Annotated in this window: 24 protein-coding genes; 13 read left to right on the top strand and 11 right to left on the bottom strand. The window is 43.7% G+C overall.

The features are described 5' to 3' along the window. Window positions 1–23: 23 nt before the first annotated feature. The 3 genes from J7J62_00935 (at window position 24) to metK (ending at window position 4,104) form a co-directional block, all read left to right on the top strand. On the top strand, window positions 24–1,877 hold the full coding sequence (locus J7J62_00935) for a T9SS type A sorting domain-containing protein (GenBank protein MCD6123726.1): 1,854 nt from the start codon (window positions 24–26) through the stop codon (window positions 1,875–1,877). 76 nt (window positions 1,878–1,953) lie between these two features. After that, entirely contained in the window at window positions 1,954–2,844 is an 891-nt protein-coding gene (locus J7J62_00930) for a DUF1385 domain-containing protein (protein ID MCD6123725.1), read from the top strand. A gap of 111 nt (window positions 2,845–2,955) precedes the next feature. Continuing rightward, entirely contained in the window at window positions 2,956–4,104 is a 1,149-nt protein-coding gene (gene metK, locus J7J62_00925; protein ID MCD6123724.1) for a methionine adenosyltransferase, read from the top strand. 100 nt (window positions 4,105–4,204) lie between these two features. On the opposite strand, the gene J7J62_00920 is transcribed toward metK, so the two are convergent. The 6 genes from J7J62_00920 to J7J62_00895 all read right to left on the bottom strand — a co-directional run bounded on the left by J7J62_00920 (window position 4,205) and on the right by J7J62_00895 (window position 10,620). After that, window positions 4,205–5,416, bottom strand: coding sequence for a hypothetical protein (locus J7J62_00920; GenBank protein MCD6123723.1), 1,212 nt, complete (start codon window positions 5,414–5,416; stop codon window positions 4,205–4,207). A 45-nt stretch (window positions 5,417–5,461) separates the two neighbouring features. Beyond that, a complete protein-coding gene (gene sucD, locus J7J62_00915) occupies window positions 5,462–6,346 on the bottom strand; it encodes a succinate--CoA ligase subunit alpha (protein ID MCD6123722.1) in 885 nt (294 codons plus the stop codon). 14 nt (window positions 6,347–6,360) lie between these two features. Continuing rightward, a complete protein-coding gene (locus tag J7J62_00910) occupies window positions 6,361–7,719 on the bottom strand; it encodes a TldD/PmbA family protein (protein MCD6123721.1) in 1,359 nt (452 codons plus the stop codon). Window positions 7,720–7,784: 65 nt separating this feature from the next. Continuing rightward, window positions 7,785–8,102, bottom strand: a complete 318-nt coding sequence (gene xseB, locus J7J62_00905) for an exodeoxyribonuclease VII small subunit (protein MCD6123720.1) — start codon at window positions 8,100–8,102, stop codon at window positions 7,785–7,787. 18 nt (window positions 8,103–8,120) lie between these two features. Then, window positions 8,121–8,921 (bottom strand): 3-deoxy-8-phosphooctulonate synthase, encoded by an 801-nt coding sequence (kdsA, locus tag J7J62_00900; protein ID MCD6123719.1) that lies wholly within the window; start codon window positions 8,919–8,921, stop codon window positions 8,121–8,123. 1 nt (window position 8,922) lies between these two features. After that, window positions 8,923–10,620 carry a tetratricopeptide repeat protein gene (locus J7J62_00895; protein MCD6123718.1) on the bottom strand — a complete coding sequence of 566 codons (1,698 nt, stop codon included), beginning with the start codon at window positions 10,618–10,620 and terminating at the stop codon, window positions 8,923–8,925. Window positions 10,621–10,766: 146 nt separating this feature from the next. On the opposite strand from J7J62_00895, the gene J7J62_00890 reads away from it, so the two are divergent. The 8 genes from J7J62_00890 (at window position 10,767) to J7J62_00855 (ending at window position 15,662) form a co-directional block, all read left to right on the top strand. Then, window positions 10,767–11,297: a 4Fe-4S dicluster domain-containing protein gene (locus tag J7J62_00890; protein ID MCD6123717.1), complete on the top strand. Its 531-nt coding sequence runs from the start codon at window positions 10,767–10,769 to the stop codon at window positions 11,295–11,297. Between the two features lie 16 nt (window positions 11,298–11,313). Then, window positions 11,314–11,727, top strand: coding sequence for an EamA family transporter (locus J7J62_00885; protein ID MCD6123716.1), 414 nt, complete (start codon window positions 11,314–11,316; stop codon window positions 11,725–11,727). 17 nt (window positions 11,728–11,744) lie between these two features. After that, window positions 11,745–12,632, top strand: a complete 888-nt coding sequence (locus J7J62_00880; GenBank protein MCD6123715.1) for a CoB--CoM heterodisulfide reductase iron-sulfur subunit B family protein — start codon at window positions 11,745–11,747, stop codon at window positions 12,630–12,632. Between the two features lie 137 nt (window positions 12,633–12,769). Beyond that, on the top strand, window positions 12,770–13,123 hold the full coding sequence (locus J7J62_00875) for a NifB/NifX family molybdenum-iron cluster-binding protein (GenBank protein MCD6123714.1): 354 nt from the start codon (window positions 12,770–12,772) through the stop codon (window positions 13,121–13,123). 6 nt (window positions 13,124–13,129) lie between these two features. Further along, on the top strand, window positions 13,130–13,519 hold the full coding sequence (locus tag J7J62_00870; protein MCD6123713.1) for a DUF5320 domain-containing protein: 390 nt from the start codon (window positions 13,130–13,132) through the stop codon (window positions 13,517–13,519). A gap of 56 nt (window positions 13,520–13,575) precedes the next feature. Next, on the top strand, window positions 13,576–13,947 hold the full coding sequence (locus J7J62_00865; GenBank protein ID MCD6123712.1) for a 4Fe-4S binding protein: 372 nt from the start codon (window positions 13,576–13,578) through the stop codon (window positions 13,945–13,947). Between the two features lie 15 nt (window positions 13,948–13,962). Next, the gene (locus J7J62_00860; GenBank protein MCD6123711.1) at window positions 13,963–14,796 is read left to right on the top strand and encodes an ATP-binding protein; all 834 of its coding nucleotides are present in this window, start codon (window positions 13,963–13,965) and stop codon (window positions 14,794–14,796) included. Continuing rightward, on the top strand, window positions 14,793–15,662 hold the full coding sequence (locus J7J62_00855) for an ATP-binding protein (GenBank protein MCD6123710.1): 870 nt from the start codon (window positions 14,793–14,795) through the stop codon (window positions 15,660–15,662). Before J7J62_00860 ends, J7J62_00855 begins: the two co-directional genes overlap by 4 nt. Window positions 15,663–15,677: 15 nt before the next feature. On the opposite strand, the gene pheS is transcribed toward J7J62_00855, so the two are convergent. From pheS to infC, 4 genes are all read right to left on the bottom strand, one after another. Next, window positions 15,678–16,697 carry a phenylalanine--tRNA ligase subunit alpha gene (pheS, locus tag J7J62_00850; protein MCD6123709.1) on the bottom strand — a complete coding sequence of 340 codons (1,020 nt, stop codon included), beginning with the start codon at window positions 16,695–16,697 and terminating at the stop codon, window positions 15,678–15,680. Further along, window positions 16,694–17,053 (bottom strand): 50S ribosomal protein L20, encoded by a 360-nt coding sequence (gene rplT / locus J7J62_00845; GenBank protein MCD6123708.1) that lies wholly within the window; start codon window positions 17,051–17,053, stop codon window positions 16,694–16,696. The genes pheS and rplT overlap by 4 nt, the downstream gene beginning before the upstream one ends. A gap of 73 nt (window positions 17,054–17,126) precedes the next feature. After that, complete coding sequence (gene rpmI, locus J7J62_00840; GenBank protein MCD6123707.1) at window positions 17,127–17,324, bottom strand: 50S ribosomal protein L35; 198 nt, start codon at window positions 17,322–17,324, stop codon at window positions 17,127–17,129. 102 nt (window positions 17,325–17,426) lie between these two features. Then, window positions 17,427–17,969 (bottom strand): translation initiation factor IF-3, encoded by a 543-nt coding sequence (gene infC, locus J7J62_00835; protein ID MCD6123706.1) that lies wholly within the window; start codon window positions 17,967–17,969, stop codon window positions 17,427–17,429. A gap of 156 nt (window positions 17,970–18,125) precedes the next feature. Here infC and xseA point away from each other — a divergent pair, with 156 nt between their 5' ends. After that, window positions 18,126–19,325, top strand: coding sequence for an exodeoxyribonuclease VII large subunit (gene xseA, locus J7J62_00830; GenBank protein ID MCD6123705.1), 1,200 nt, complete (start codon window positions 18,126–18,128; stop codon window positions 19,323–19,325). A gap of 19 nt (window positions 19,326–19,344) precedes the next feature. After that, complete coding sequence (locus J7J62_00825; GenBank protein ID MCD6123704.1) at window positions 19,345–20,460, top strand: N-acetyltransferase; 1,116 nt, start codon at window positions 19,345–19,347, stop codon at window positions 20,458–20,460. On the opposite strand, the gene J7J62_00820 is transcribed toward J7J62_00825, so the two are convergent. Further along, a partial coding sequence (locus J7J62_00820) for a fibronectin/fibrinogen-binding protein (GenBank protein MCD6123703.1) occupies window positions 20,457–20,654 on the bottom strand: 198 nt, incomplete at its 5' end. The genes J7J62_00825 and J7J62_00820 overlap by 4 nt on opposite strands.

Here is a 20,654-nt window from a genome sequence, read left to right as displayed (position 1 = left end):
TAAACTTAATAGCGGGAGGACAAATGAAAAAGTTTGTAATTTTAATACTATTAGTCATTTTTGGACTTTCGTGTGCATCGAGAATCGATGTTGAACTCGGAGCTTCCGATACCCTTGCTGTTTGGGGGGGACCGGCTATAGCGTATCTTGACTCGGTTCCTATTGTCTTAGTGGGAACCACCGACGATTCCATTTACGCCATATCTTATGATGGTTCTATGTTGCCCGGCTTCCCATTTTATGTTCATGGTCCTGTAACCTCGAAACTCGCGTGGGAAAATGTTGACAGCATATTGGCCATTTTTGCCCTGACTGCTAACGGCATACTATGGCGCATTGACTACAATGGTGTGGTGGCTGAAAGCATTTACGCATTAAAGCTGGGCAATCAGGCGCACTTTGTCTCACCTGTGCTTTACGATTTAAACGGGGATGGTGAACTGGAAGTTATAGTATGTGTTGATACCAATCTTTTTGCGTTAACTTTTGATGGTGTTCAGATTTTTCATGTTGCTTTTTCGTCGACAACTGGTTCTTGTGTATCGTCTCCGACGCTGGCTGATATAGATGGCGATGGAGAAGCAGAGATAATACTTGAAAGTTATAGAAAACTTTTTGCCTACGAGCCCACAGGCTCACTGATTTCAGGGTTTCCTGTTGAAATGCCGGAGCATTGCTACTTGAGTTATTCGACACCTTTAGGCTGGGATTATGACTGTGACGGAATAGACGAATTGTTCTTTGGCGCGCATGTTTCCGGCTACGGCGCTGAGCATGGGTTGGTTATGAGGTACGACCACTCATCGTCAAGTCTCGACACCCTTTATGTCGTTGGCCGTCCGGGGAGCTGGGTTTATTGCTCGCCAGCAGTAGGTGATGTCGGTGGTGATTATCGCTATGACCTTGCTTTCAATTCTATTGATGGCACAGTATTCGCGCTGACGCCGGAAGGGGCTTTATCGAGTTTTGGTGGTGTTGCTCTTCATCTTGCGTTCGGACATACATATGGGACACCGCTTCTTGCTGACATTAACTTTGAGATAGGACCTGAATATATAATACAGGCTTTTAATGAGGATAGCTCCCGACAGTTCCTTGTCGCAATGAATCCTCTCTCAAGCTATGTTGATAGTTTTCCCGATACGATTGAACATGCACGGTCGGGTATTTTGACCCCTGCCTTGTTCACATTTCACGACACGACATTTATAGTGTCGATAGACGGCGGCGGGAGGCTTTCAATATGGAGTGTTGATAGAGTTCCTGTGCCAGGTTATCGCTTCTGGTGTCAATTCCTTGGGGATAGGCGCAATAGTAATACCATGCTTCCTCCTCAACTCGAGCTTTTCGTGGAGAAAATTTCCGACACTACTTACGAAATTTACTGGAATAGACCAGATTGGCGTTTTGCGAGTGCTTATCAGCTTTATCGCTCAACTGATTCCGTTGGCTTATTTTCAGAACCAATAGTTAGGATAACGGACCTTGACGATACATCGTTTGTGTATACATCATCCGCTCCGCCAGGGTCGCTATGGTTTTTTGTGCTCCTTGAGGATTCCTTCGGGCGAACAGGGCTCAAAAGTGTTCCTAAAAGCCCCAGCCGTGAGGTCGTCTCGGAACACAGATTTACTGATGCAGAACGATTTGAGATTAGACAAAATCCGTTCAACTCAATCTTGTTTATCCGCGCGGATAATGCCTATTATGCGTCTGTCTTCGATGTAACTGGCAGAATTGTTAGAAAAGTTTATTTCCAAAAAGGCGGCTTGGTTTCGATAAATTTAAATGGTTTTCCCTCGGGGATTTACTTGATAAGAGTCATGTTTCGGTCAGGTTGCATGTCCCCTATCAAAAAGGCAATTCTTGTAAAATAATTCCATGGAGCAAAACACCAAAAAACCGAAATCCCAGAGGCCCAAGGCAGGGGGACAGGCTGTTATAGAGGGCGTTATGATGCGCTCTGAGGATGCTTTCGCCATGGCGGTAAGGAAACCCGATGGCGACATTGAAGTTGTGAAAGAAAATTATACATCGTTGGCTAAAAGAAAGAAATTATTGGGGTTGCCTTTGATACGGGGATTCATTGGGATTGTTGAGATGCTTTATTTCGGGATGAAATACCTTGAGTTATCCGCCCGGATCGCAAGTCCCGACGATGAACGCAAGGAAACTGTTGTGAGTCGGTTGATATCATTTCTTGTTTTAGTTGTTGCATTTGCGGCGGCAGTGGCACTTTTCGCATACTTGCCGCTTCTGGTATCCTCTGTTGCGGGATTTAAGCAGAAGCCATTCCTTTTCAATCTGTTTGCTGGTTTCGTGAGAGTAGTGCTTTTTATAGTCTATATCGTTGTTATATCGTTTGTGCCGGACATTAGGCGTGTTTTTCAGTATCACGGTGCAGAACACAAAGTCATTAATGCATATGAACACGGTGAACCTGTGGAAATAGCCTCAACTCGAAACTACACTACATATCATCCAAGGTGCGGGACGAGCTTCATATTGGTGATGGTTATATTGGCAATTCTGTTTTATGCATTAGTTGACGGGATACTTTATTCGGCATTCGGCATAGCCATGAGACCTTTTTACAGGATGCTTTACCATATTCTGCTTTTGCCAATTGTTTTCGGCATTGCCTATGAGTTCTTAAAAATTGGGGACAATCTTCCGGACGAAAGCTTTATTTTTAAACTTATGACCTATCCAGGGATGTGGCTGCAACGAATAACAACGAAGCCTCCGGACGATTCGATGATCGAGACTGCTGTGGTAGCGTTGAAGGCTGCGCTTGGTGAGGATGCTGGTTCTATTAGTGTTCGGAGTTCGCGGAGAGATTGATCTTTATTTGTTTAACAATTTTTCTTGCCAATGTAAGCCACAAAAATATCTTATTAGCTTATGGTTAACATTTATTGAGGGCTCAAGGACCTCAAAAAGGAGGAAATCAAGATGACCCAACAGCAGGGAAGGTATTTATTCACCTCGGAAAGCGTTACCGAAGGTCACCCCGATAAAATTTGCGACCAAATTTCCGATGCAGTTTTGGATGCTATATTGGCGGAAGACCCTTATGGGCGTGTTGCCTGCGAGGTATTCGCGACTACGGGCATGATTATCGTGGGCGGCGAGATAACCACGAAAACATATGTGGATATTCCAAAAATAGCTCGTGAAACAGTAAGAGAAATAGGGTATACGGACCCAAGTCTTGGTTTTCACTGGGAGAATATGGCGGTTTTAACGACTATTGACCAGCAGTCGCCCGACATTGCTATTGGCGTTGACCGAGACGGTGCTGGTGACCAGGGCATAATGTTCGGATATGCTTGTGATGAAACACCAGAGCTTATGCCGATGCCTATACATTTTGCTCATAGGCTCGCAATGAGAATGGCTGAAGCTCGAAAATCAGGGGAATTAGAATGGCTCAGACCTGACGGTAAAACACAGGTTACGGTGGAATATCTTAATGGCGTGCCCAAGAAAGTGGATGCGATAGTTATTGCTGCACAGCACAACCCGGATGTTGAATACAAGTTCCTTCGCGAGCAGATTCTTGAGAAAATAATAAGGAAAGTCATACCTGAAGACATGCTTCCCGATGACGACCATATATACATTAATCCAACGGGCAGATTTGTTCTTGGTGGTCCCGTTGCCGATACAGGTCTTACCGGCAGGAAAACAGTGGTCGATACCTATGGTGGCTACGCACACAATGGTGGCGGTTGCTTCTCGGGGAAGGACCCCACGAAGGTTGATCGCTCAGCGTCTTATATGGCGCGCTACATAGCGAAAAACATAGTTAAAGCCGGGCTCGCAAAAAGATGCGAGGTGCAATTATCATATGCGATAGGTATACCCGAGCCTATATCTATCTTCGTTGATACATATGGAACAGGACTTTTGCCGGAAGAGGAACTCCAGAAAATAATTTATGAAAATTTCCCGCTTACTCCCAGAGGAATGATAGAATATCTCGACCTGAGGCGGCCGATATATAAGAAAACAGCTGTTTATGGCCATTTCGGCAGGGAATTGCCCGAATTTACATGGGAGAAAACCGATAAGGTTGATGTCCTTAAAAAGTATTTGTGAGCCAGCCCGGATGGATTATTTCAATAAAAAGCGGCACCACCAATAAAAAGTGATGCCGCTTAATTTTTCTGCTCACTTTTCGCTAACCACAATTCTGTTATTAGTAATTAATTCCGATGGAGACTTTTCCGAAGAGAGGTCCCTCGATACCGCTAAGAATATATGTTCCATCAATGAATGTATTTTCCTCGATTGACGCATCTATGGTTACTTTTCCGTCGAATAGTCGAAGTCCCACACCGAGGCTTATAAGCTCTGGTTCCATGCCTGCTGATGCCCAGTCCTGCGAAGTTTTTATTTCTCCGCCGCTTTCTGGGGTTACTTTTGTGTTAAATCGTCCGAACGCACGCCTGTAACCGCACCTTATTGAGAGGTAATCCTTCACGGGAACCTCAATGCCAAGATAAAGTTCTGGGAGAACGAGAGCCGTTTGCTCTTCTGTCTGGTCTGATGTTTCAGTCTTGGACTTTGCATAGACTATTCTTGCACCAGGCATAATGAATCCGCCAAGCACATTGAGCATCAAACCAGTCCCGACACGAAATTCCATTTGGCTATTTTCACTGTTTGTGGTTGTGGTTCCGTCATTTTTCGAAATATCCTTGTAGCTAAATGTCCAGAATTCAAGCGCTGGCACGAGTTTTGACTCACCGATGGGCAGAAACGAGCGAGCATAAAGACTTATGGACATTCCACCCTCGCTCTCGCGGGATGTTGTTGTGCTACTCTTGGTCTCATCCTTGAAGGAGTTCATGGTGACGTTCAAAGCTGCATCGAAAATGGGTTCTTCGTCGGTATTCATAGCCGCACCCACAGTTATTCCCGTGGCAGAGGTTTTTTTGGTGGTTGTCAGCTGAGGTGAGGTTTGCTCATTTTTTTCGAAATTCGAGGCACGGTGAATCCCAAGACCGATTCCTAAGTCGCCCAGAAGTCCCGAGAAAAGGAGGTCAACACTGTTGTCAGGAGCCTCGAGGTCTGCTGGCAGTTCGATGTTGTCGAAGTCGTCCATGTGCCTAAGTCCCGCAACGCCAATGCAGAACTTGTCTCCCATAAGCGGAAGGAACGCATAACCGTTTTGGGTGGAAGTTACTCCAGAAGTGGTAGGGAGTGCCATAAGTCCTGAAGTATGGCTTCCCAATTCGAGGACAACGCGTTTCGAGAAGTTGCTCAGAAGCCCGGGGTTGCCGAAAACATTGATTTCATCGTAGATGTAGGGAACGGGACCACCAAGGCTTATTACTCTGGTGTCGGTAGCATTAGCGAAGGATGTGAACAACAAAGCGAGCAAGAAACAACTTAAAACAAATCTCATAACAGACCTCCTCTGGTTAAGGTTTTGCCCCACATTAGAGATAGCCTATTTTGCGCCTTTTTCTTTTAGCACTTGTTTCAGCAGAGCTGGTATTTCCGATGGAATGCTTGCCACGGGAACACCGCACTCCTTGAATTTTTCTATTTTTTCCTTAGCTGTCCCCTCTGAGCCAGATATTATAGCACCTGCATGTCCCATTCTTTTCCCCGGGGGAGCAGTAAGTCCCGCGATGAAGGCTACAACGGGCTTTGTCATGTGGTCTCTTATGAATTCTGCTGCTTCCTGTTCGTCAGTCCCGCCTATTTCGCCTATGAGAACAACACCACGGGTTTGCGGGTCCTTTTCGAACAGTGAGAGAACATCTATGAAGTTGGTTCCTATGATGGCATCGCCACCTATGCCGATACATGTCGACTGTCCAAACCCCGATTTAGTTATGTTGTACACGATTTCGTAGGTGAGAGTACCTGAACGAGACACAATTCCTATATCTCCTTCTTTGAAAATGTGAGCGGGTAATATTCCTACCTTGCATTTTCCAGGCGATATGATTCCGGGACAATTTGGACCTATCATTCTTGCCCCAACTTTTTTGAGGAAGTCGAACACTTTTGACTCCTCGAGCGCAGGAATGCCTTCTGTAATGGTGACGATTAGCTTTATTCCAGCCTCTGCAGCCTCGAATATCGCATCGACAGCGAATTTTGGCGGGACGAAAATTATCGATGTATTGGCACCGGTTTCCTCGACAGCTTCCTTCACTGTGTTATAAACCCGCACCCCATGAACTTCCTGGCCACCCTTTCCGGGTGTGACCCCAGCCACGACTTTGGTGCCGTAATCGAGCATGAGTCTGGTATGAAATGAACCATCTCTACCGGTTATTCCCTGCACCAAAACTTTTGTGTTCTTATCAACAAGTATTGCCATTTTACCCTCCGATATTATCCGCCGAACTCCGTTTTACTCGAAAAGTTGAAGCCATCTATTATCATGCCTGGAGTTATTGCGCCTCCGAAGAAGAACCCCTCAACCATCTTCTGTTCTTTAGCAACAGCCACTACGTTGTTTAAGGCTTCGGCAATGCTTTGGGTGAAGCGCATGTTTTTAACCGGATATGCTATTTCGCCGTTTTCCACTACGAAAAGACCATCTCGAGTCATTCCGGTTATGGTTAGCTTCGTGAGCTCGGACACATTTGTGTAATGGAAATGTGTTACCAGAAGCCCATGCTTAACCGATTTTATCAGACTTGCGAAATCATTTTCGCCTGGTTTTACAATTATGTTGAGTGGTATGGCACCCCATCTATTTGGCTGAGGAAGACCGTGTCCAGTTGGTTCTGCATTCATTTTTTTAGCAGTAAGCCTATCATAAACAAGCCCTTTAAGAACCCCATTTTCGACTAAAACCACGCTTTTTCGGGGAACGCCCTCAAAATCGAACGGTAAACCTGACCACCGTTCATCGTAAACATCGTCAATTATCGTTATAAGCTCACTGAATACTTTTTCGCCGAGTTTGCCTTTAAGGAAGCTTCTTCCCTCGAAGTGCATGCGAGCGTTAAAGCCGTAAAGCGACAGGAACGATAAAATGTCAGCTACTGCCGCAGGGGTTAATATTACCGTGTATTTTCCCGGCTCGAGGTCTTTTGGGTTCTGGTTTCTTAGAGCTATTTCCACTGCTTCCTTTATTTCCGAGTCGACATCCACATGGTCAATGCTCCAGCCCATTCCCTCGGCCCAGCCAGTGCCGGTGGTGTCGGAGACGGTTATGCTAAATGTGAAGCTTGTGTTGGCTGAAAAGGCAAATAGTCCGTTGGTGTTAGCTATCCCCAATAATGACCATCCGTTTCTCGCGATGCCTGCTGCAGAAAGGTTGTTTTCAGCACATTTTTTAGCAGCTTTTTCGACTAACTGTGCTCTCTTTTCTGGGTCAAGTTCAGCGGTTTTATCGCAGAATCGTGATAGTTCCCTATATTCCTGCGGCCCCAAAAGAGGCAACAATTCCTCATCATCAGCGTTTTTATCGGTTATTTCTTTGGCTGCTTCTACGGCTTCCTCGATCATCTGAGGGGAGGAATAGATAGGTATATCCACCTTTCCACTTTTTTTGCCTTTTATTAGCCTTATCGAGAGCGAGCCGTTTTGGACCGCCACATTTTGATGGATTATGTTGTTGGCGAACCGCGTTAGAGCTGAGTTAACCATGTAGTAAATGACTTCGCACTGGTAGTCTCCAGCAAATTTTTTGGTTATATCCCACTTTTTCTCAAATTCACTCCTTAATCCATCAACATTCATTGTCCCCTTCCTTTTTTAATATTATACAAGTTAATTTTATGTTATGTTTTAGTCAAAGTGTTTTTTTACTGTTCTTCGAAGTCTTCAAGCTCGAAGCCTTCCTCAGTCGGCACGAGAAGTTTTAGCTTTCCCTCGATTTTTTCTAATATATTCATGCACCACTTAGCCAGAAATTGCGCCCGTTCAAATATTTTCACCGACTCTTCAAGCGGTGTCTCTGGGTCTTCAAGCCTCTCAACTAATTTTTCGAGTTCATCGATAGCATCCTCAAACGATTTAGGTTCTTCAGGTTTTGTTTTTTTCCTGCGCCGTTCTCGTTTTTTGGGAACCTCTGTTTTTTCCTCTTCGGGCTTTGTTTCCTCGTTGCCAAAAAGATCGTTCATATACGCCTCCATTTTATTTTATATATTGAATATAGCTTTTATATAATTTTCGGCTTCATCGAGTGGTACTTGTATAAATTTATCAGATATAGCTTTTTCTGGGTCAGGATGGACTTCCATGTATATGCCATCCACACCAAGCGCTACTCCGACCTTACCAAATGGGATTACGAACATTCTTTCTCCGCCAGAAGCACCAGCGATTCCACCAGGTTTTTGAGCGCTATGGGTTATATCCAGAATTACAGGATAGCCGAGTGATCTTAGTATAACTATGCTACGCGGGTCGAGAACCAGATCATGGTATCCAAATGATGTGCCGCGTTCTGTTATCATTATATTCTTATTGCCTTTATATTCAGCTTTTTGCGCTATGTATTTCATGTCTTCAGGAGCCATGAATTGTCCTTTTTTTATATTTATCGGTTTTCCAGTTGAAGCGGCGGCAAGAACGAGGTCAGTCTGCCTGCATAGAAAAGCTGGGATTTGTATAATATCGACAACCGATGCTACTGCTTCGACTTGATATGTTTCATGTACATCAGTTAAGACTGGTATATTAAATGTTTCTCTGATTTTCCGAAGAACCCCCAGTCCTCTTGGGAAGCCAAGTCCTCTGCCAGAGTTTATTGATAATCTATTGGCTTTATCATATGAGCCCTTGAAAATATATGGTATGTTTAACTTTGATGTTATATTGGCAAGCTTTTCCGCGGTTTCTAAAGCCATATCCTCATTTTCTATGGCACATGGACCTGCTATAAGAACAATTTTTTCTCCGCCAATGGTTATATTATTTATTTTTATTTCTTTTTTCATCCTATCTCTCCATAGCTTTTATTATTTTCATCAGAACAATTTTGTTTCCTGGGTCCCTGTCAAGCGCTTTTTTCCAGTAATACATTGCTGAATCTGCCATTCCTGTTGATGAAAAAACATCACCCACATGCTCAAGTATTACTGGATCGTTTGGCATTAATATATAAGCTTTTTTGAGCCATGAGAGTGATTCCTCGTATTTGCCCAATCTATATAGTGCCCATCCGTAGCTGTCTATATATGCGGGGTTTTTTGACTCATACGATAGAGCTTTTTTTATCATATCTATAGCAGAATCAAGTTTGAAGCTATCATCTGCCATTATATATCCAAGATAGTTTAGCAACTTTGGGTTGTTGTTATATTCACGAATAAGTTCAGTAAGTATTGATATTGCCTCTGGTCTTGCTCCAGCCCTTTCTCTTGAGTCTGCAAGCCCAAATCTTGAGTCAAAATTCAGGTCCACGGAAACACCTGCAGGTCCCGAATATACGAATTTAGTTTTAGTAGGACTTAATCTGCATGCTTCCGCGAGGAAATGGGAAGCCAACTCATATTCTTTGGCTGAGAGGAGAACCATACCTCCCCAATACCAGAATGATTTGGAGCCGTGAAAGATTTTTATTCCCTCTTTTATAATATATACAGCACTATCTATAAAGCCATAGTTAAGATATATGAAAGCGGAATTTATATATGCTTCAAATAGGGGATTAGCATTCATCACTTGCATATATTTTATAAGTGCGGAATCATCACACCATATGTCTTCATAGTAAATCCCCATGAGCAAATTTGCTATTGATAAGTCAGCGGTTTTTTGGGAAATTGCGCGCAATATTTCCGTTGCATGCTGTGAAAATCCATGATATAAAAGCCAATATCTATAATCGAAAGTTAGTTTGACCATGTATTCTGGCATATATTTAGCAATATAAACGATAACACTATCTTTATAATTAATTGATAATGGCGAAAAAAGTAATTCTTGGGCAAAGGATTTTATTGAATCTTGATAAAACGGAAAATTAACCAAATAATCCTTAAACACGATAAAAGCGGAGTCGTGAAAGTTAGAATAAATATATATTTGCGATAAAATATATCTAAGTTCTTTGGATCTGGGTTTTGATTTTATGTGCGAAACAAGGATATTTTTAGCTTGCTCGACCTTCTTTTCGTGAAGATATATATTGGCAAGCTTAAGTTTTAAATTTTCCGATTCAGGAAATCTCTCAAGACCAGCGGTAAGAACATTTTCGGCCAGTTTATACAATTTTTTATCGAGTAAACACTGAGCGATGCCAAGATAATCCTCAGGAATAGCTGTAGGCAATGATTTGATAATTTTTGCTGCCTGCTCACATTCGCCAAGTTCGGTAAGTATTTTCGCCTTCAAAAGTAACGCGTCGCAATCTTTCGGTGAAAGAAGTAAAGCTTCGTCAATCTTTTTAAGTGCCCTCTCGTATTCGCCCGCAAGGAATAAAATCTCCGCGATCTGAATTTTTATTGCTGCTTCTTTGGGGTTGAAAAGCTCAGCCATTAAGAATTTCTCGAGCGCGGCAGATAAGTTTTCGTTGAAGTATTCCTCAGCTATTCCCTCAATAAAGCTTTCCAATGCCACAGATTCGGGCTGTGCAAGGCAAATGGTGCTTAGCAAAAGCAGAAAAGATAATGTTATTTTAGCCAAGTTGTTCATTAGTAAAAGAAAACTTTGTAACTTTTATGGGTCAACAGGTATTTTGTTTCGTCTGCAATGTCGGTAAATAAGTTGAGTAAAATTTCGCTTGATTAGTAATATAGTTGACCATTTATTTTCATAAAAATATTTGCAAGGAGAGCCAAATGGAAGTAATAAAGGCTGATGAACTCGACCCAACATTCGTCGATGAGGTTAAGAACACTCCCGGTGGGGAGCTTATAACGAGATGTTTTGCGTGCGGCACATGCACGGTATCCTGTCCGGTCCGCGAAATAGATGATGTATTCAACCCGAGAAAAATTATTCACATGGTTCTTTTGGGTATGCGGGACAAGGTGCTTAACAGCGAATTCGTATGGCTTTGCTCAGGTTGTGTGGCATGCCAAGAACGGTGTCCACAAGGTATAACTATAACTGAGCTTATGATGGCGCTTAAGAACATCGCCGTTAAACATGGGATAGTGCACGATGCTTTCAAGCTTCAGGCGGCAGAAGTTTACAAGTTCGGAAGATTATACGAGGTGGGCGACTTAAATAAAAGAAGACAGAAACTCGGATTACCAGAAATACCAGAACAACCTGAACCGATAAGGAAAATTCTTGACGAGGAAAGTGTTGGTAAAGTAGCAAAATCGGTAATAGAAGAAACATCCAGCCAGGAAGAAAGCAAATAGCGAGGTGATAACTCGTATGCATAACTGGATACCATATGCATTGGTGGCTACTTTGATGTGGGGTTTATGGGGATTTTTTGCAAAGATTGCAGCTGATAAAATAGGTAGTGGATACACATTTCTCTCAAGTTTTCTTGGCTCTTTGCTGTTGTTGCCCATTTACATGCTCCTTTTCGGCAAAGGCTTCGCCAAGAATGTTAACGCGTACTACTTGCTCGCTGCGGCGGCAGGCATAAGTTCGAGTCTCGGGACGCCGTTTTTCTACAAAGCTGTTAGCATAACCGAGTCGTCAAGAGTTGTTGTTCTAACATCGCTTTATCCTATAATAACGACAATACTTGCTATAGGTGTTCTTCGTGAGGCTCTAACCATTAAGAAACTTTTGGGCATAGCGCTTGCTTTTATGGGTGCTGTGCTCATTAGCATTTGAAAATCGGAGGTATTAAGATGAAATACGCACTTTTTCTTGGATGCACCGTTCCAACGAGAGCCCTAAATTATGAACTTTCAGCAAGAAAAGTAGCAGAAAAGCTTGGCATAGAACTCGTTGATATTCCTGAATTCAGTTGCTGCGGTTTTCCGATAAGGTCAGTGAAACAAGAAGCAGGATTTCTTATGGCAGCGCGAAACCTCGCTCTGGCGGAAAAGCAAGGTCTTAATATAGTAACCCTATGTTCTGCGTGTGTTGAAACTCTTCAGGAAGCTAACTATCATTTCAGAAAAGACCCCGAGTATCTCAAGCATTTCAACGAAAAACTTAAGCGTTTTGGATTGAGCTACAACGGAAGTATCGAAGTCAAACATTTCGCCAGAATGCTTTACGAGGACTATGGAATCGAAGAGATAAAAAAGCATGTAGTAAGACCGCTTGAGGGTATAAGAGTTGCTGCTCACTATGGTTGCCATTACATAAAACCGTCGGAAATATACGGAAACCTTGACGACCCTGAAAATCCTCATACGCTTGATGAGTTGATAGAAGTTACGGGAGCTGAATCTATATTTTATCGCGAGAAGGACAAATGCTGTGGTGGAGCTATTTTGGGCGTAAGGGAAGACATAGCGCTTAAGATGACGAAAGCAAAATTGGATGCAGTAAAAGAGGCGCAGGCTGACGCGCTTATATTAATTTGCCCCTTCTGCTCTGTAATGTATGAGGGGAATCAGCGGAAAGTGGAACACGAATTTGGAACCGAGTACAAAATACCAGTGCTTTACTATCCACAGCTTCTCGGCTTGGCATTGGGATTTGAACCCAATGAAGTAGGATTCAAGTTTAACCGCGTGAAAGCAAAGGCATTCCTTGAGAAGCTCGCTGGTCAACCCGTTGGTTAAAAATAGCGAAATTTAAAAGAATAGATAAAAGGGTTGACTTCTATTGAAAAATTATTAGATTAATCTAACAATATTAGAGCATTCTAATATTGACAAACGCTTTTTGGTAAATATACTTTGATTTGAAGGAGGAGAGAATGGTAGTAGCAATACCGACAACAAGAGAGAGTGAGGATTCAGCAATAGATCCAAGGTTTGGTAGAGCAAACTCGTTCGTTTTGTTTGATTCATCCTCTGGGAAACTTGTAGAGACACTTCCTAATCCTTATGCGGATGCTCGTGGTGGTGCTGGTATTCAGGTGTGCCAGATGTTGATAAATAAAGGGGTAAAGGCTGTGATTGTTACTCAGATAGGACCCAATTCCATGTCTATGTTACAATCTGCTGGAGTGAAGATTTTCTCCGCGCCGGCAGGCGTGACAGCAAAGCAAGCTTTTGATTCCTTCGTTAAGGGAGAATTAGAGGAAATAACAGAAATAAAAAGGAGGTGAAGAAATATGCCGTGGGGAGATAGAACAGGCCCATGGGGCGCAGGCCCAATGACTGGCAGGGGCCTTGGATATTGCGCTGGATACCCTCACCCTGGCTATGTCGTCCCAGGTTGGGGCGGAAGATGGCTTGGTAGAGCTGCAAGGTATGTATACCCCATCTGGTTCGGTGGCTGGGGAAGAGGATGGAGATGGCGCAATTGGTACTATCTTACCGGTTTGCCCGGCTGGGCTCGATGGGGAGCACCATACTATCCTTACGCAGGCTACGAGCCAACGCCTGAAGAAGAAGAGAAGTTCCTGCGAACCACTGCTCAGAATCTGCGCAAACAGATTGAGGAAATAGAGAGGAGATTGCAGGAAATACAGGAGCGGATGAAAAAATCAGAACAAGAATAACGATGGGGGCGGGCTTAAATGTCCGCCCTAAAATATCTTGGGTGAGGTGAAAAATGATTCCTAAAATTGAGGAATCGCTATGCACTGGATGCGGTGTATGCGAAAGGTTTTGCCCCGTTGGTGCCATAAAAATTGTCGATGGGAAAGCAGTTATTAATAAGGATTTGTGCACTAATTGCGGGATTTGCGTTGAGAGATGTCCCTTTGGGGCTATTTACTATGAAGATGAAATTCCTGTAGCTGGAAAAGAGGAAGGTGAGCCGACTTCCGCGCATCAAATTCCAAATATTGGTATGGGTTATGGAATGGGGTTTGGTCCAGGAAGAGGTCTCGGTCGCGGTATGGGATGGGGCAGGAGACATGGTGGAAGAGGCCTTGGTCGAGGTATGGGTAGAGGTCTGGGCAGGGGAAAGCGAAGGATTGGCTAAAGCTAAGGTCATATCATGATAGTTTCGATAGCGAGCGGAAAAGGTGGGACAGGAAAAACGACCGTAGCAGTGTCGCTTGCGCTGGCAGCCCAGAATGTAACTTTGCTCGACGCTGATGTGGAGGAACCAAATGCTAATATTCTTCTTCATGCGCAGATAAATTCGGTAAAAAAGGCAACTGTGCCTTTCCCAGAAGTTGACCTTAATAAGTGTGATTTTTGTGAAGAATGCTCCAAATTCTGCGCCTACAATGCGATAGTGGTTCTTAAAGGGCTTAAGGTATTCGCAGTTCCTGAGATGTGCAAAAGTTGTGGCGGTTGTGTGCTTGTATGTCCGCAGAAAGCGATAAAAGAAGTGCCGCGTGAAATAGGCTACATAAGACATGGTGAAAAGAATAAGATTAAGTTCATCGATGGCGACCTTAATGTGGGAGAATCATTCGCTACACCTCTTATAAGACAGCTTTTCGATTTTGTTGTGGGTGGAGATATCATTGTCGATTGCCCACCTGGTGCTGCCCATCCTATGGTAGAATCTGTTCGGCGGGCGGATTTCGTGGTTCTGGTAACCGAGCCGACACCCTTCGGTATCCATGATCTTAAAGAGGCGCTGATAATAACTGATTCGCTAAACAAGAAAGTCGGAATTGTCGTTAATAGAGCAGATATCGGAGATGAGGAAGTAAGAAAACTTGCTAAAGAGCGCGAGATACCGATACTCGCTGAAATACCTTACGACGACAGGATCGCAAAATGGTATTCTCAAGGACAAGCACCTGTCGCTATGTCGTCTGAATGGCGTGATAAATTTGTTGAACTCTGGAGGAAAATAAAAGCACTATCATCATGAAACAAGTAGTCGTAATAAGCGGAAAAGGTGGTACGGGGAAAACTACGATAACATCTGCATTAGCGAGACTTGTGCCGAAAAAGGTCTTGGTGGATGCTGATGTTGATGCCGCAAACCTCGAATTCGTGGTAAGCGCTAAGATATCCTCTAAAGAACAGTATAGCGATGCTGAAGTAGCATACATTGACCCGGAAAAATGCACAAATTGTGATTTATGCCGTCAAAACTGCAGGTTCGATGCTATATCGTTTGATGGGACCACATATATCGTTGACGAACATGCCTGTGAGGGATGCAAGGTGTGCGAATGGGTATGTCCTGTAGGTGCAGTGGAAATGAGAAGCATTATAAGTGGTTATGTTAAGAGGTCAGATACCCCGTATGGTCCACTGTGGCACGGTGAACTTACTGCTGGGCGGGAAAATTCCGGTAAAATGGTTACATATCTACGAGAAAGAGCTGCTGAAGAAGCTATGGAGTATGGTTATGATTGGCTTGTTATCGACGGTGCCCCGGGTGTCGGATGTCAGGTTATCGCGTCTGTGACCGGGGTTGATGCTGCGATAGCTGTTACCGAGCCAACTCTGTCAGCCATGCATGACCTCGAAAGGGTGATAAAGCTTATTTCCCATTTTAAAATTCCCGTGGCAATAGTTATAAACAAGTTCGATATAAATGAGTCCGTCGCGGCTCAGATTCGACGATGGGCTGATGAAAATAATGTTCCTGTTTTATCGATGTTGCCGTTCGACAGAAGGATAACTGATGCTATCGTTGGTGGAAAGTCGCCGATCGAAATAGGAGACCCCGGGATAACAGATTCGATATCTAAAATATGGGATTGGATGAGGTCTTTTTCAGAATGAAGCTTTTTAGTGGGTTTAGAATTGCCTTAAAAAGGCGAGATCGTTTTCGTAGAAAAGCCTTATGTCATCTATACCAAATTTTACCATCGCTATTCTTTCAACGCCCATTCCCCATGCGAAACCTTGATATTCGTCTGGGTCGTAGCCGACGGCTTTGAATACCTCAGGATCAACCATTCCTGCGCCTGATATTTCAATCCAGCCAGTGTATTTGCAAATTCTGCAACCCTTGCCCTTGCATACGGGGCATGAAAAGTCGTATTCGACGGATGGTTCGGTGAAGGGGAAAAAGTGTGGGCGAAATCTTACCTCGACATCCTCGCCCAAAAGCTTCTTGGCAAACGCAGTAAGCACACCTTTAAGGTCTGCCAGCGTGACATCATGGTCTACATAGAGCCCTTCAACTTGATGAAATGTGTAATAATGCGTGGCATCTATCGCATCTCGGCGGAAACACCGTCCTGGCGCTATTATTTTTATGGGCGGTTTTCTGCTCTCCATTACTCTTATTTGAACGGGCGATGTCTGGGTGCGTAGAAGCCAATTCTTTTTCGGAAGATAAAATGTATCTTGTATGTCTCTTGCAGGGTGGTCTTCGGGGGTATTAAGAGCGTCAAAATTATAATATTCCGTCTCTATTTCGGGACCTGACGCGACAGAGAATCCCATGCCATAGAATATGTCAACTATTTCACGGAGAACCTGCCTTATGGGATGTATTGAGCCAAGTTCGTGGTATCTTCCGGGTAATGTTGGGTCAAATACTTTTTCCGCCTTTCTTGGTTTTTCCTCAACGGTTGCGAATATGTCCTCAAGTTTTCTTTTGGCTTCGTTGGCGAGTTTTCCTGCTTGTGGCCTTACATCCTGTGGGAGTTGACCGAGAAGACGCATTATCTGGGAGAGTTCTCCTTTGCGGCCAAGGAATTTTGGGCGTAGCTTTATTAACTCGTCTGGACTGGCGGATTTTGCTGCCTTTTGGGCTTCAGAAATTAGTTTCTCAAGTTTTTCGCGAAGCTCGGAAAGCTCCATTTTCACCCCTCTTGCGGGACAAGGCCTGCTGATACCAATACTTCCCTGAAAGCCTGAGGATTTTCAAAAGCAAGGAGCGCAAGCATCTTCCTGTTCAGTTTTATGTTAGCTTTTTTTAATGCGCCTATAAGTTTTGAATACGATATGCCGTATTCCCTTGCCGCTGCGTTTATCCTTGCTATCCACAATCTGCGGAACTCACGCTTTCTAAGTTTTCTGTGTATGTATTGGTATTGCCAAGCTCTTTCTACTGCCTCGCGTGCAGTGCGGTAGAGTCTTTTTCTGGCACCGAAATAACCTTTTGCTGCTTTTACGAACTTTCTTCTTTTCCTATGGGCTGGTACTTTTGGTATGTTTCTCATCTTTCACCTCCTTGCCAATCGTAAGGCGTGGCGTCCGCCAACTTGGCTGCCTTCGATCAGCTCTTTCAAAAAATTAAGCATACGGTAACATTTTCTTTACTCTCTTGGCGTCACCCGTTGCAAGAATCTGTTTCTGGCGCAGTTTGCGCTTGGTGTTAGCTCTTTTTCGCCGCTTAAAGTGGATTTTGCCTGCATGGTATGCAAGAACTTTTCCAGTTTTCGTTATTTTGAAGCGACGCCTTACTCCTCTTTTCGTTTTCAACTTTGGCATCAATATTCCTCCACCTAAGAAGTTTTTTTGATGCTATTTTATAAAAAAATAGCCTATTCGCAACAACATTGTTAATAAAAATTTCGGAAGTAAATTTTCCTTTTAGCTTTTCCTCGCTTTTCTTCCGAAAGGCACTATCTGGATAACCATAAACTGTCCTTCAAGCTTTGGGCCGAAGTCAACTTTTCCAAGGTCCTGCGTTTGATTCGCTATTCGCCGCAACAATTCCTCGCCGAGTTCGCGATGCGTTATCTCTCGTCCTCTGAACCTTAGAGAAACTTTTACTCTGTAGCCGTGTTCGAGAAATTCCCGAATCTTTTTTAGTTTGACATTGAAGTCGTGTTCACCTATTCGCGATGTAAGCCTTATTTCTTTAAGCTGGGTTCCTACCTGCTTCTTTTTAAGCTCCTTTTCGCGCTTTTTGAGTTCGTAAAGGTACTTTCCATAATTCATTATCTTGCAAACTGGCGGATTTTCATGTGGAGCTATCTCTATAAGGTCGAGGTCCATGTCGTATGCTCGCTGCAATGCTTCCGCCGTGGGCATTATCCCAAGTTGTTTGCCGTCAGGCCCTATAACCCGTACTCTTTTTACCCTTATCCGTTCGTTTACACGCGGTTTTAAGGTATCTCTACTTCGGTTCACAGTCTTAGAATGCAGTTTTAACTAAATACTCCAAACATTATGGCTTTGCCAAAAATAAAACAAACCTTTTTTGTGTCAATAAAATTTTAACTCAGCTTTGGCGCAAATAATTTTTTGCTTAACATATTCTCATTATCGTTTAGATTTATATGAAAAATGATTGTGGAACGGAAAATATATCGCGTTTCGGAACTTAACAATCTCATCAAAGATATTCTTGACGAGAGGTTCCCGCTCGATGTCTGGGTTACAGGCGAAATTCGTGATTTTAAGACCCATAACGGCAATTGGTATTTCATTCTCCGCGACGAGCAGGCGCAAGTGGAGTGTGTAATGTGGCAGACCTATAATCTAAACCTTCCCTGGCGGCCTCAGAATGGCGTTGCGGTTGAAGTCCTTTGCAAGCCAACTCTTTACGCGAAAGGCGGCAAATTCGAATTACTGGTGAAAAACATCCTGCCTGCAGGAAAGGGGAAACGGGCGATAGAATTCGAAATGCTAAAGGAAAAACTCAGGGCAGAAGGGCTTTTCGACCCAATCCACAAAAAACCGCTTCCACAATTTCCGTTCGTCATAGGTGTGGTAACATCTGCTAAGGGCGCTGCTGTAAGAGATATTATAAAAGTGGTTCGCAGACGCGCACCGTGGACAACAATAATAGTGCGTCATTCGCTGGTTCAGGGTGATGACGCCCCAGCCGACATTATTCAAGGGATAAAGGATTTTAACGAATATGGCAAAGTTGATCTAATAATAGTTGGGCGTGGAGGTGGTTCTGAGGAAGACCTATGGTGTTTCAACGATGAGGGCGTTGCGAGGGCTATTTTCGCATCGAAGATACCTATTATCTCGGCTGTTGGGCATGAGATAGATGTTACGATTGCTGATTTTGTTGCTGACAGGCGGGCGCCAACTCCTTCGGCAGCAGCGGAGATGGCTGTGCCAGACAAAAATGAGCTTAAAGCAAAGCTTGAGCAAATCCTCAGGAGAGTGGCGAACCTCGTCCACAACAAGATTCTTATGGCAAAGCGAAGGGTGGACCAATTACACCACAGAGCCGAATTGAGACATCCACTGAGACAGCTTGACGAATTCAGGCGACAACTTGACGAGTTGAGAATGAGAGCCGAGAACATCGTTAAACTAAACCTTGAGCGAGCCAAAAAGAGAGTCGAGCACTTGAGCGAGAAGATAAAGCTTCTTTCCGTTGAGAACACGCTCTCAAGGGGATTTTCCATTGTATGGCGTAATGGTAATATAATTAAAGATAGTTCCACACTCGTTCCAAACGAGAATGTGGTTATTCAGTTTTTCAAAGGCAAAGCCGATGCTGAGATAAAAAAGATAAAAAGCTGATATCTGGGGAGGAGGATTTATGGCTCACAAGGTTATCGAGGTTAAAGATAGGGCGCACCTTGCGGCATTTATTCATTTTCCGTGGAAAGTTTACAAGTACGAGCCCAACTGGGTCGCGCCACTTGTGGGTGAGGAGTACAAACTCCATAATTTTAACAAGCATCCATTTTGGAAGCACGCTGAGGCGAAGTATTTTTTGGCGGTTGATAAGGGACAGGTTCTCGGTAGGATTGCAGCTATATACGACCCTAATTTCATATCGTTTCAGGAACTTAATTGGGGGTATTGGGGCTTTTTCGAATGCATCCATAATCAGGGTGTTGCTAATTCGCTTTTTGAAGCAGCGGCGAACTGGCTTAAAAACAAGGGAGTTGAAGCTGCTATAGGTCCCATGAATCCATCAACCAACTATTCGTGCGGCCTTCTGGTAAAAGGCTTTGATAGTCCACCTGTGGTTATGATGACATATAACCCGAAGTATTATATCGAGCTAATCGAGGGATACGGAATGGAAAAAGCCAAGGATTTGTGGGCATGGATAGTTGACACGCCGAGAATACCGGAAAGACTTGAGAAGCTTGGCAACTATGCTCTCAAAAAAGGCGGGTTCGCAATAAGGAAGGTTGATTTTTCCAAACTTGACGAAGAAATACGGCGTCTTTTTGAAGTTTACAACAAGGCATGGGAAAAGAATTGGGGTTTTGTGCCAATGACGGAAGCTGAATTTCTTCATCTTGCTAAGGAGCTAAAAATGATAGCGGACAAGGACCTGGTTTTCATTGCCGAGGTTGATGGTAAACCTGTAGGATTTTCGCTGGCCCTGCCGGATGTCAATCAGGCTTTGATACACCTGAGAAGCGGAAGGCTTTTCCCGTTTGGAATAATAAAACTTCTATATTACTCAAAGAAGATCAATCGGCTTAGGGTTATAACCATGGGTGTCATTGAGGGGTATAGAAATAAAGGCATAGATATTGCATTTTACTATTATACTTTCAAAGAAGGACTTAAGAAAGGTTACATAGCAGCTGAGTGTTCGTGGGTGCTTGAGGATAATGTGCCGATGAACAAGGCTCTCGAGGATATAGGTGCGAAGATGTATAAGATTTACAGAATTTACATGATGAAACTTTAGGTTATGGATTCCTTCGGTTCAACCATAACGGTTTCCCATTGGTCGAGCCTTACTTTGCCAATTTGTCCCTTGATAGGATGCACATACTTTCTTTTGGTGAAGACCACGGGCACAAGCGACGCGTGTTTGGCATCTGAGTAAAATGCTGCTAATGATGCTGCCTCAAGTATCGTGTTCTGTGAAGGTTTTCTGCC

It is taken from the genome of bacterium, assembly GCA_021159335.1.
GTDB lineage: Bacteria > UBP14 > UBA6098 > B30-G16 > B30-G16 > JAGGRZ01.
Note: the sequence above shows the minus strand (reverse complement) of the source record. Positions and strands in the feature narration are given on the sequence as shown.

Bases quoted from the DNA above. Each gene is read 5' to 3' on its own strand.
- J7J62_00885 (MCD6123716.1), top strand. From the start codon at position 11,314: ATGCATAACTGGATACCATATGCATTGGTGGCTACTTTGATGTGGGGT.
- J7J62_00860 (MCD6123711.1), top strand. From the start codon at position 13,963: ATGATAGTTTCGATAGCGAGCGGAAAAGGTGGGACAGGAAAAACGACC.
- kdsA (MCD6123719.1), bottom strand. From the start codon at position 8,921: ATGAAAAAAGAAATAAAAATAAATAATATAACCATTGGCGGAGAAAAA.
- J7J62_00930 (MCD6123725.1), top strand. From the start codon at position 1,954: ATGATGCGCTCTGAGGATGCTTTCGCCATGGCGGTAAGGAAACCCGAT.
- J7J62_00880 (MCD6123715.1), top strand. From the start codon at position 11,745: ATGAAATACGCACTTTTTCTTGGATGCACCGTTCCAACGAGAGCCCTA.
- J7J62_00895 (MCD6123718.1), bottom strand. From the start codon at position 10,620: ATGAACAACTTGGCTAAAATAACATTATCTTTTCTGCTTTTGCTAAGC.
- sucD (MCD6123722.1), bottom strand. From the start codon at position 6,346: ATGGCAATACTTGTTGATAAGAACACAAAAGTTTTGGTGCAGGGAATA.
- xseB (MCD6123720.1), bottom strand. From the start codon at position 8,102: ATGAACGATCTTTTTGGCAACGAGGAAACAAAGCCCGAAGAGGAAAAA.
- J7J62_00910 (MCD6123721.1), bottom strand. From the start codon at position 7,719: ATGAATGTTGATGGATTAAGGAGTGAATTTGAGAAAAAGTGGGATATA.
- J7J62_00825 (MCD6123704.1), top strand. From the start codon at position 19,345: ATGGCTCACAAGGTTATCGAGGTTAAAGATAGGGCGCACCTTGCGGCA.
- metK (MCD6123724.1), top strand. From the start codon at position 2,956: ATGACCCAACAGCAGGGAAGGTATTTATTCACCTCGGAAAGCGTTACC.
- J7J62_00935 (MCD6123726.1), top strand. From the start codon at position 24: ATGAAAAAGTTTGTAATTTTAATACTATTAGTCATTTTTGGACTTTCG.
- rpmI (MCD6123707.1), bottom strand. From the start codon at position 17,324: ATGCCAAAGTTGAAAACGAAAAGAGGAGTAAGGCGTCGCTTCAAAATA.
- J7J62_00870 (MCD6123713.1), top strand. From the start codon at position 13,130: ATGCCGTGGGGAGATAGAACAGGCCCATGGGGCGCAGGCCCAATGACT.
- xseA (MCD6123705.1), top strand. From the start codon at position 18,126: ATGATTGTGGAACGGAAAATATATCGCGTTTCGGAACTTAACAATCTC.
- J7J62_00855 (MCD6123710.1), top strand. From the start codon at position 14,793: ATGAAACAAGTAGTCGTAATAAGCGGAAAAGGTGGTACGGGGAAAACT.
- J7J62_00875 (MCD6123714.1), top strand. From the start codon at position 12,770: ATGGTAGTAGCAATACCGACAACAAGAGAGAGTGAGGATTCAGCAATA.
- J7J62_00920 (MCD6123723.1), bottom strand. From the start codon at position 5,416: ATGAGATTTGTTTTAAGTTGTTTCTTGCTCGCTTTGTTGTTCACATCC.
- J7J62_00890 (MCD6123717.1), top strand. From the start codon at position 10,767: ATGGAAGTAATAAAGGCTGATGAACTCGACCCAACATTCGTCGATGAG.
- rplT (MCD6123708.1), bottom strand. From the start codon at position 17,053: ATGAGAAACATACCAAAAGTACCAGCCCATAGGAAAAGAAGAAAGTTC.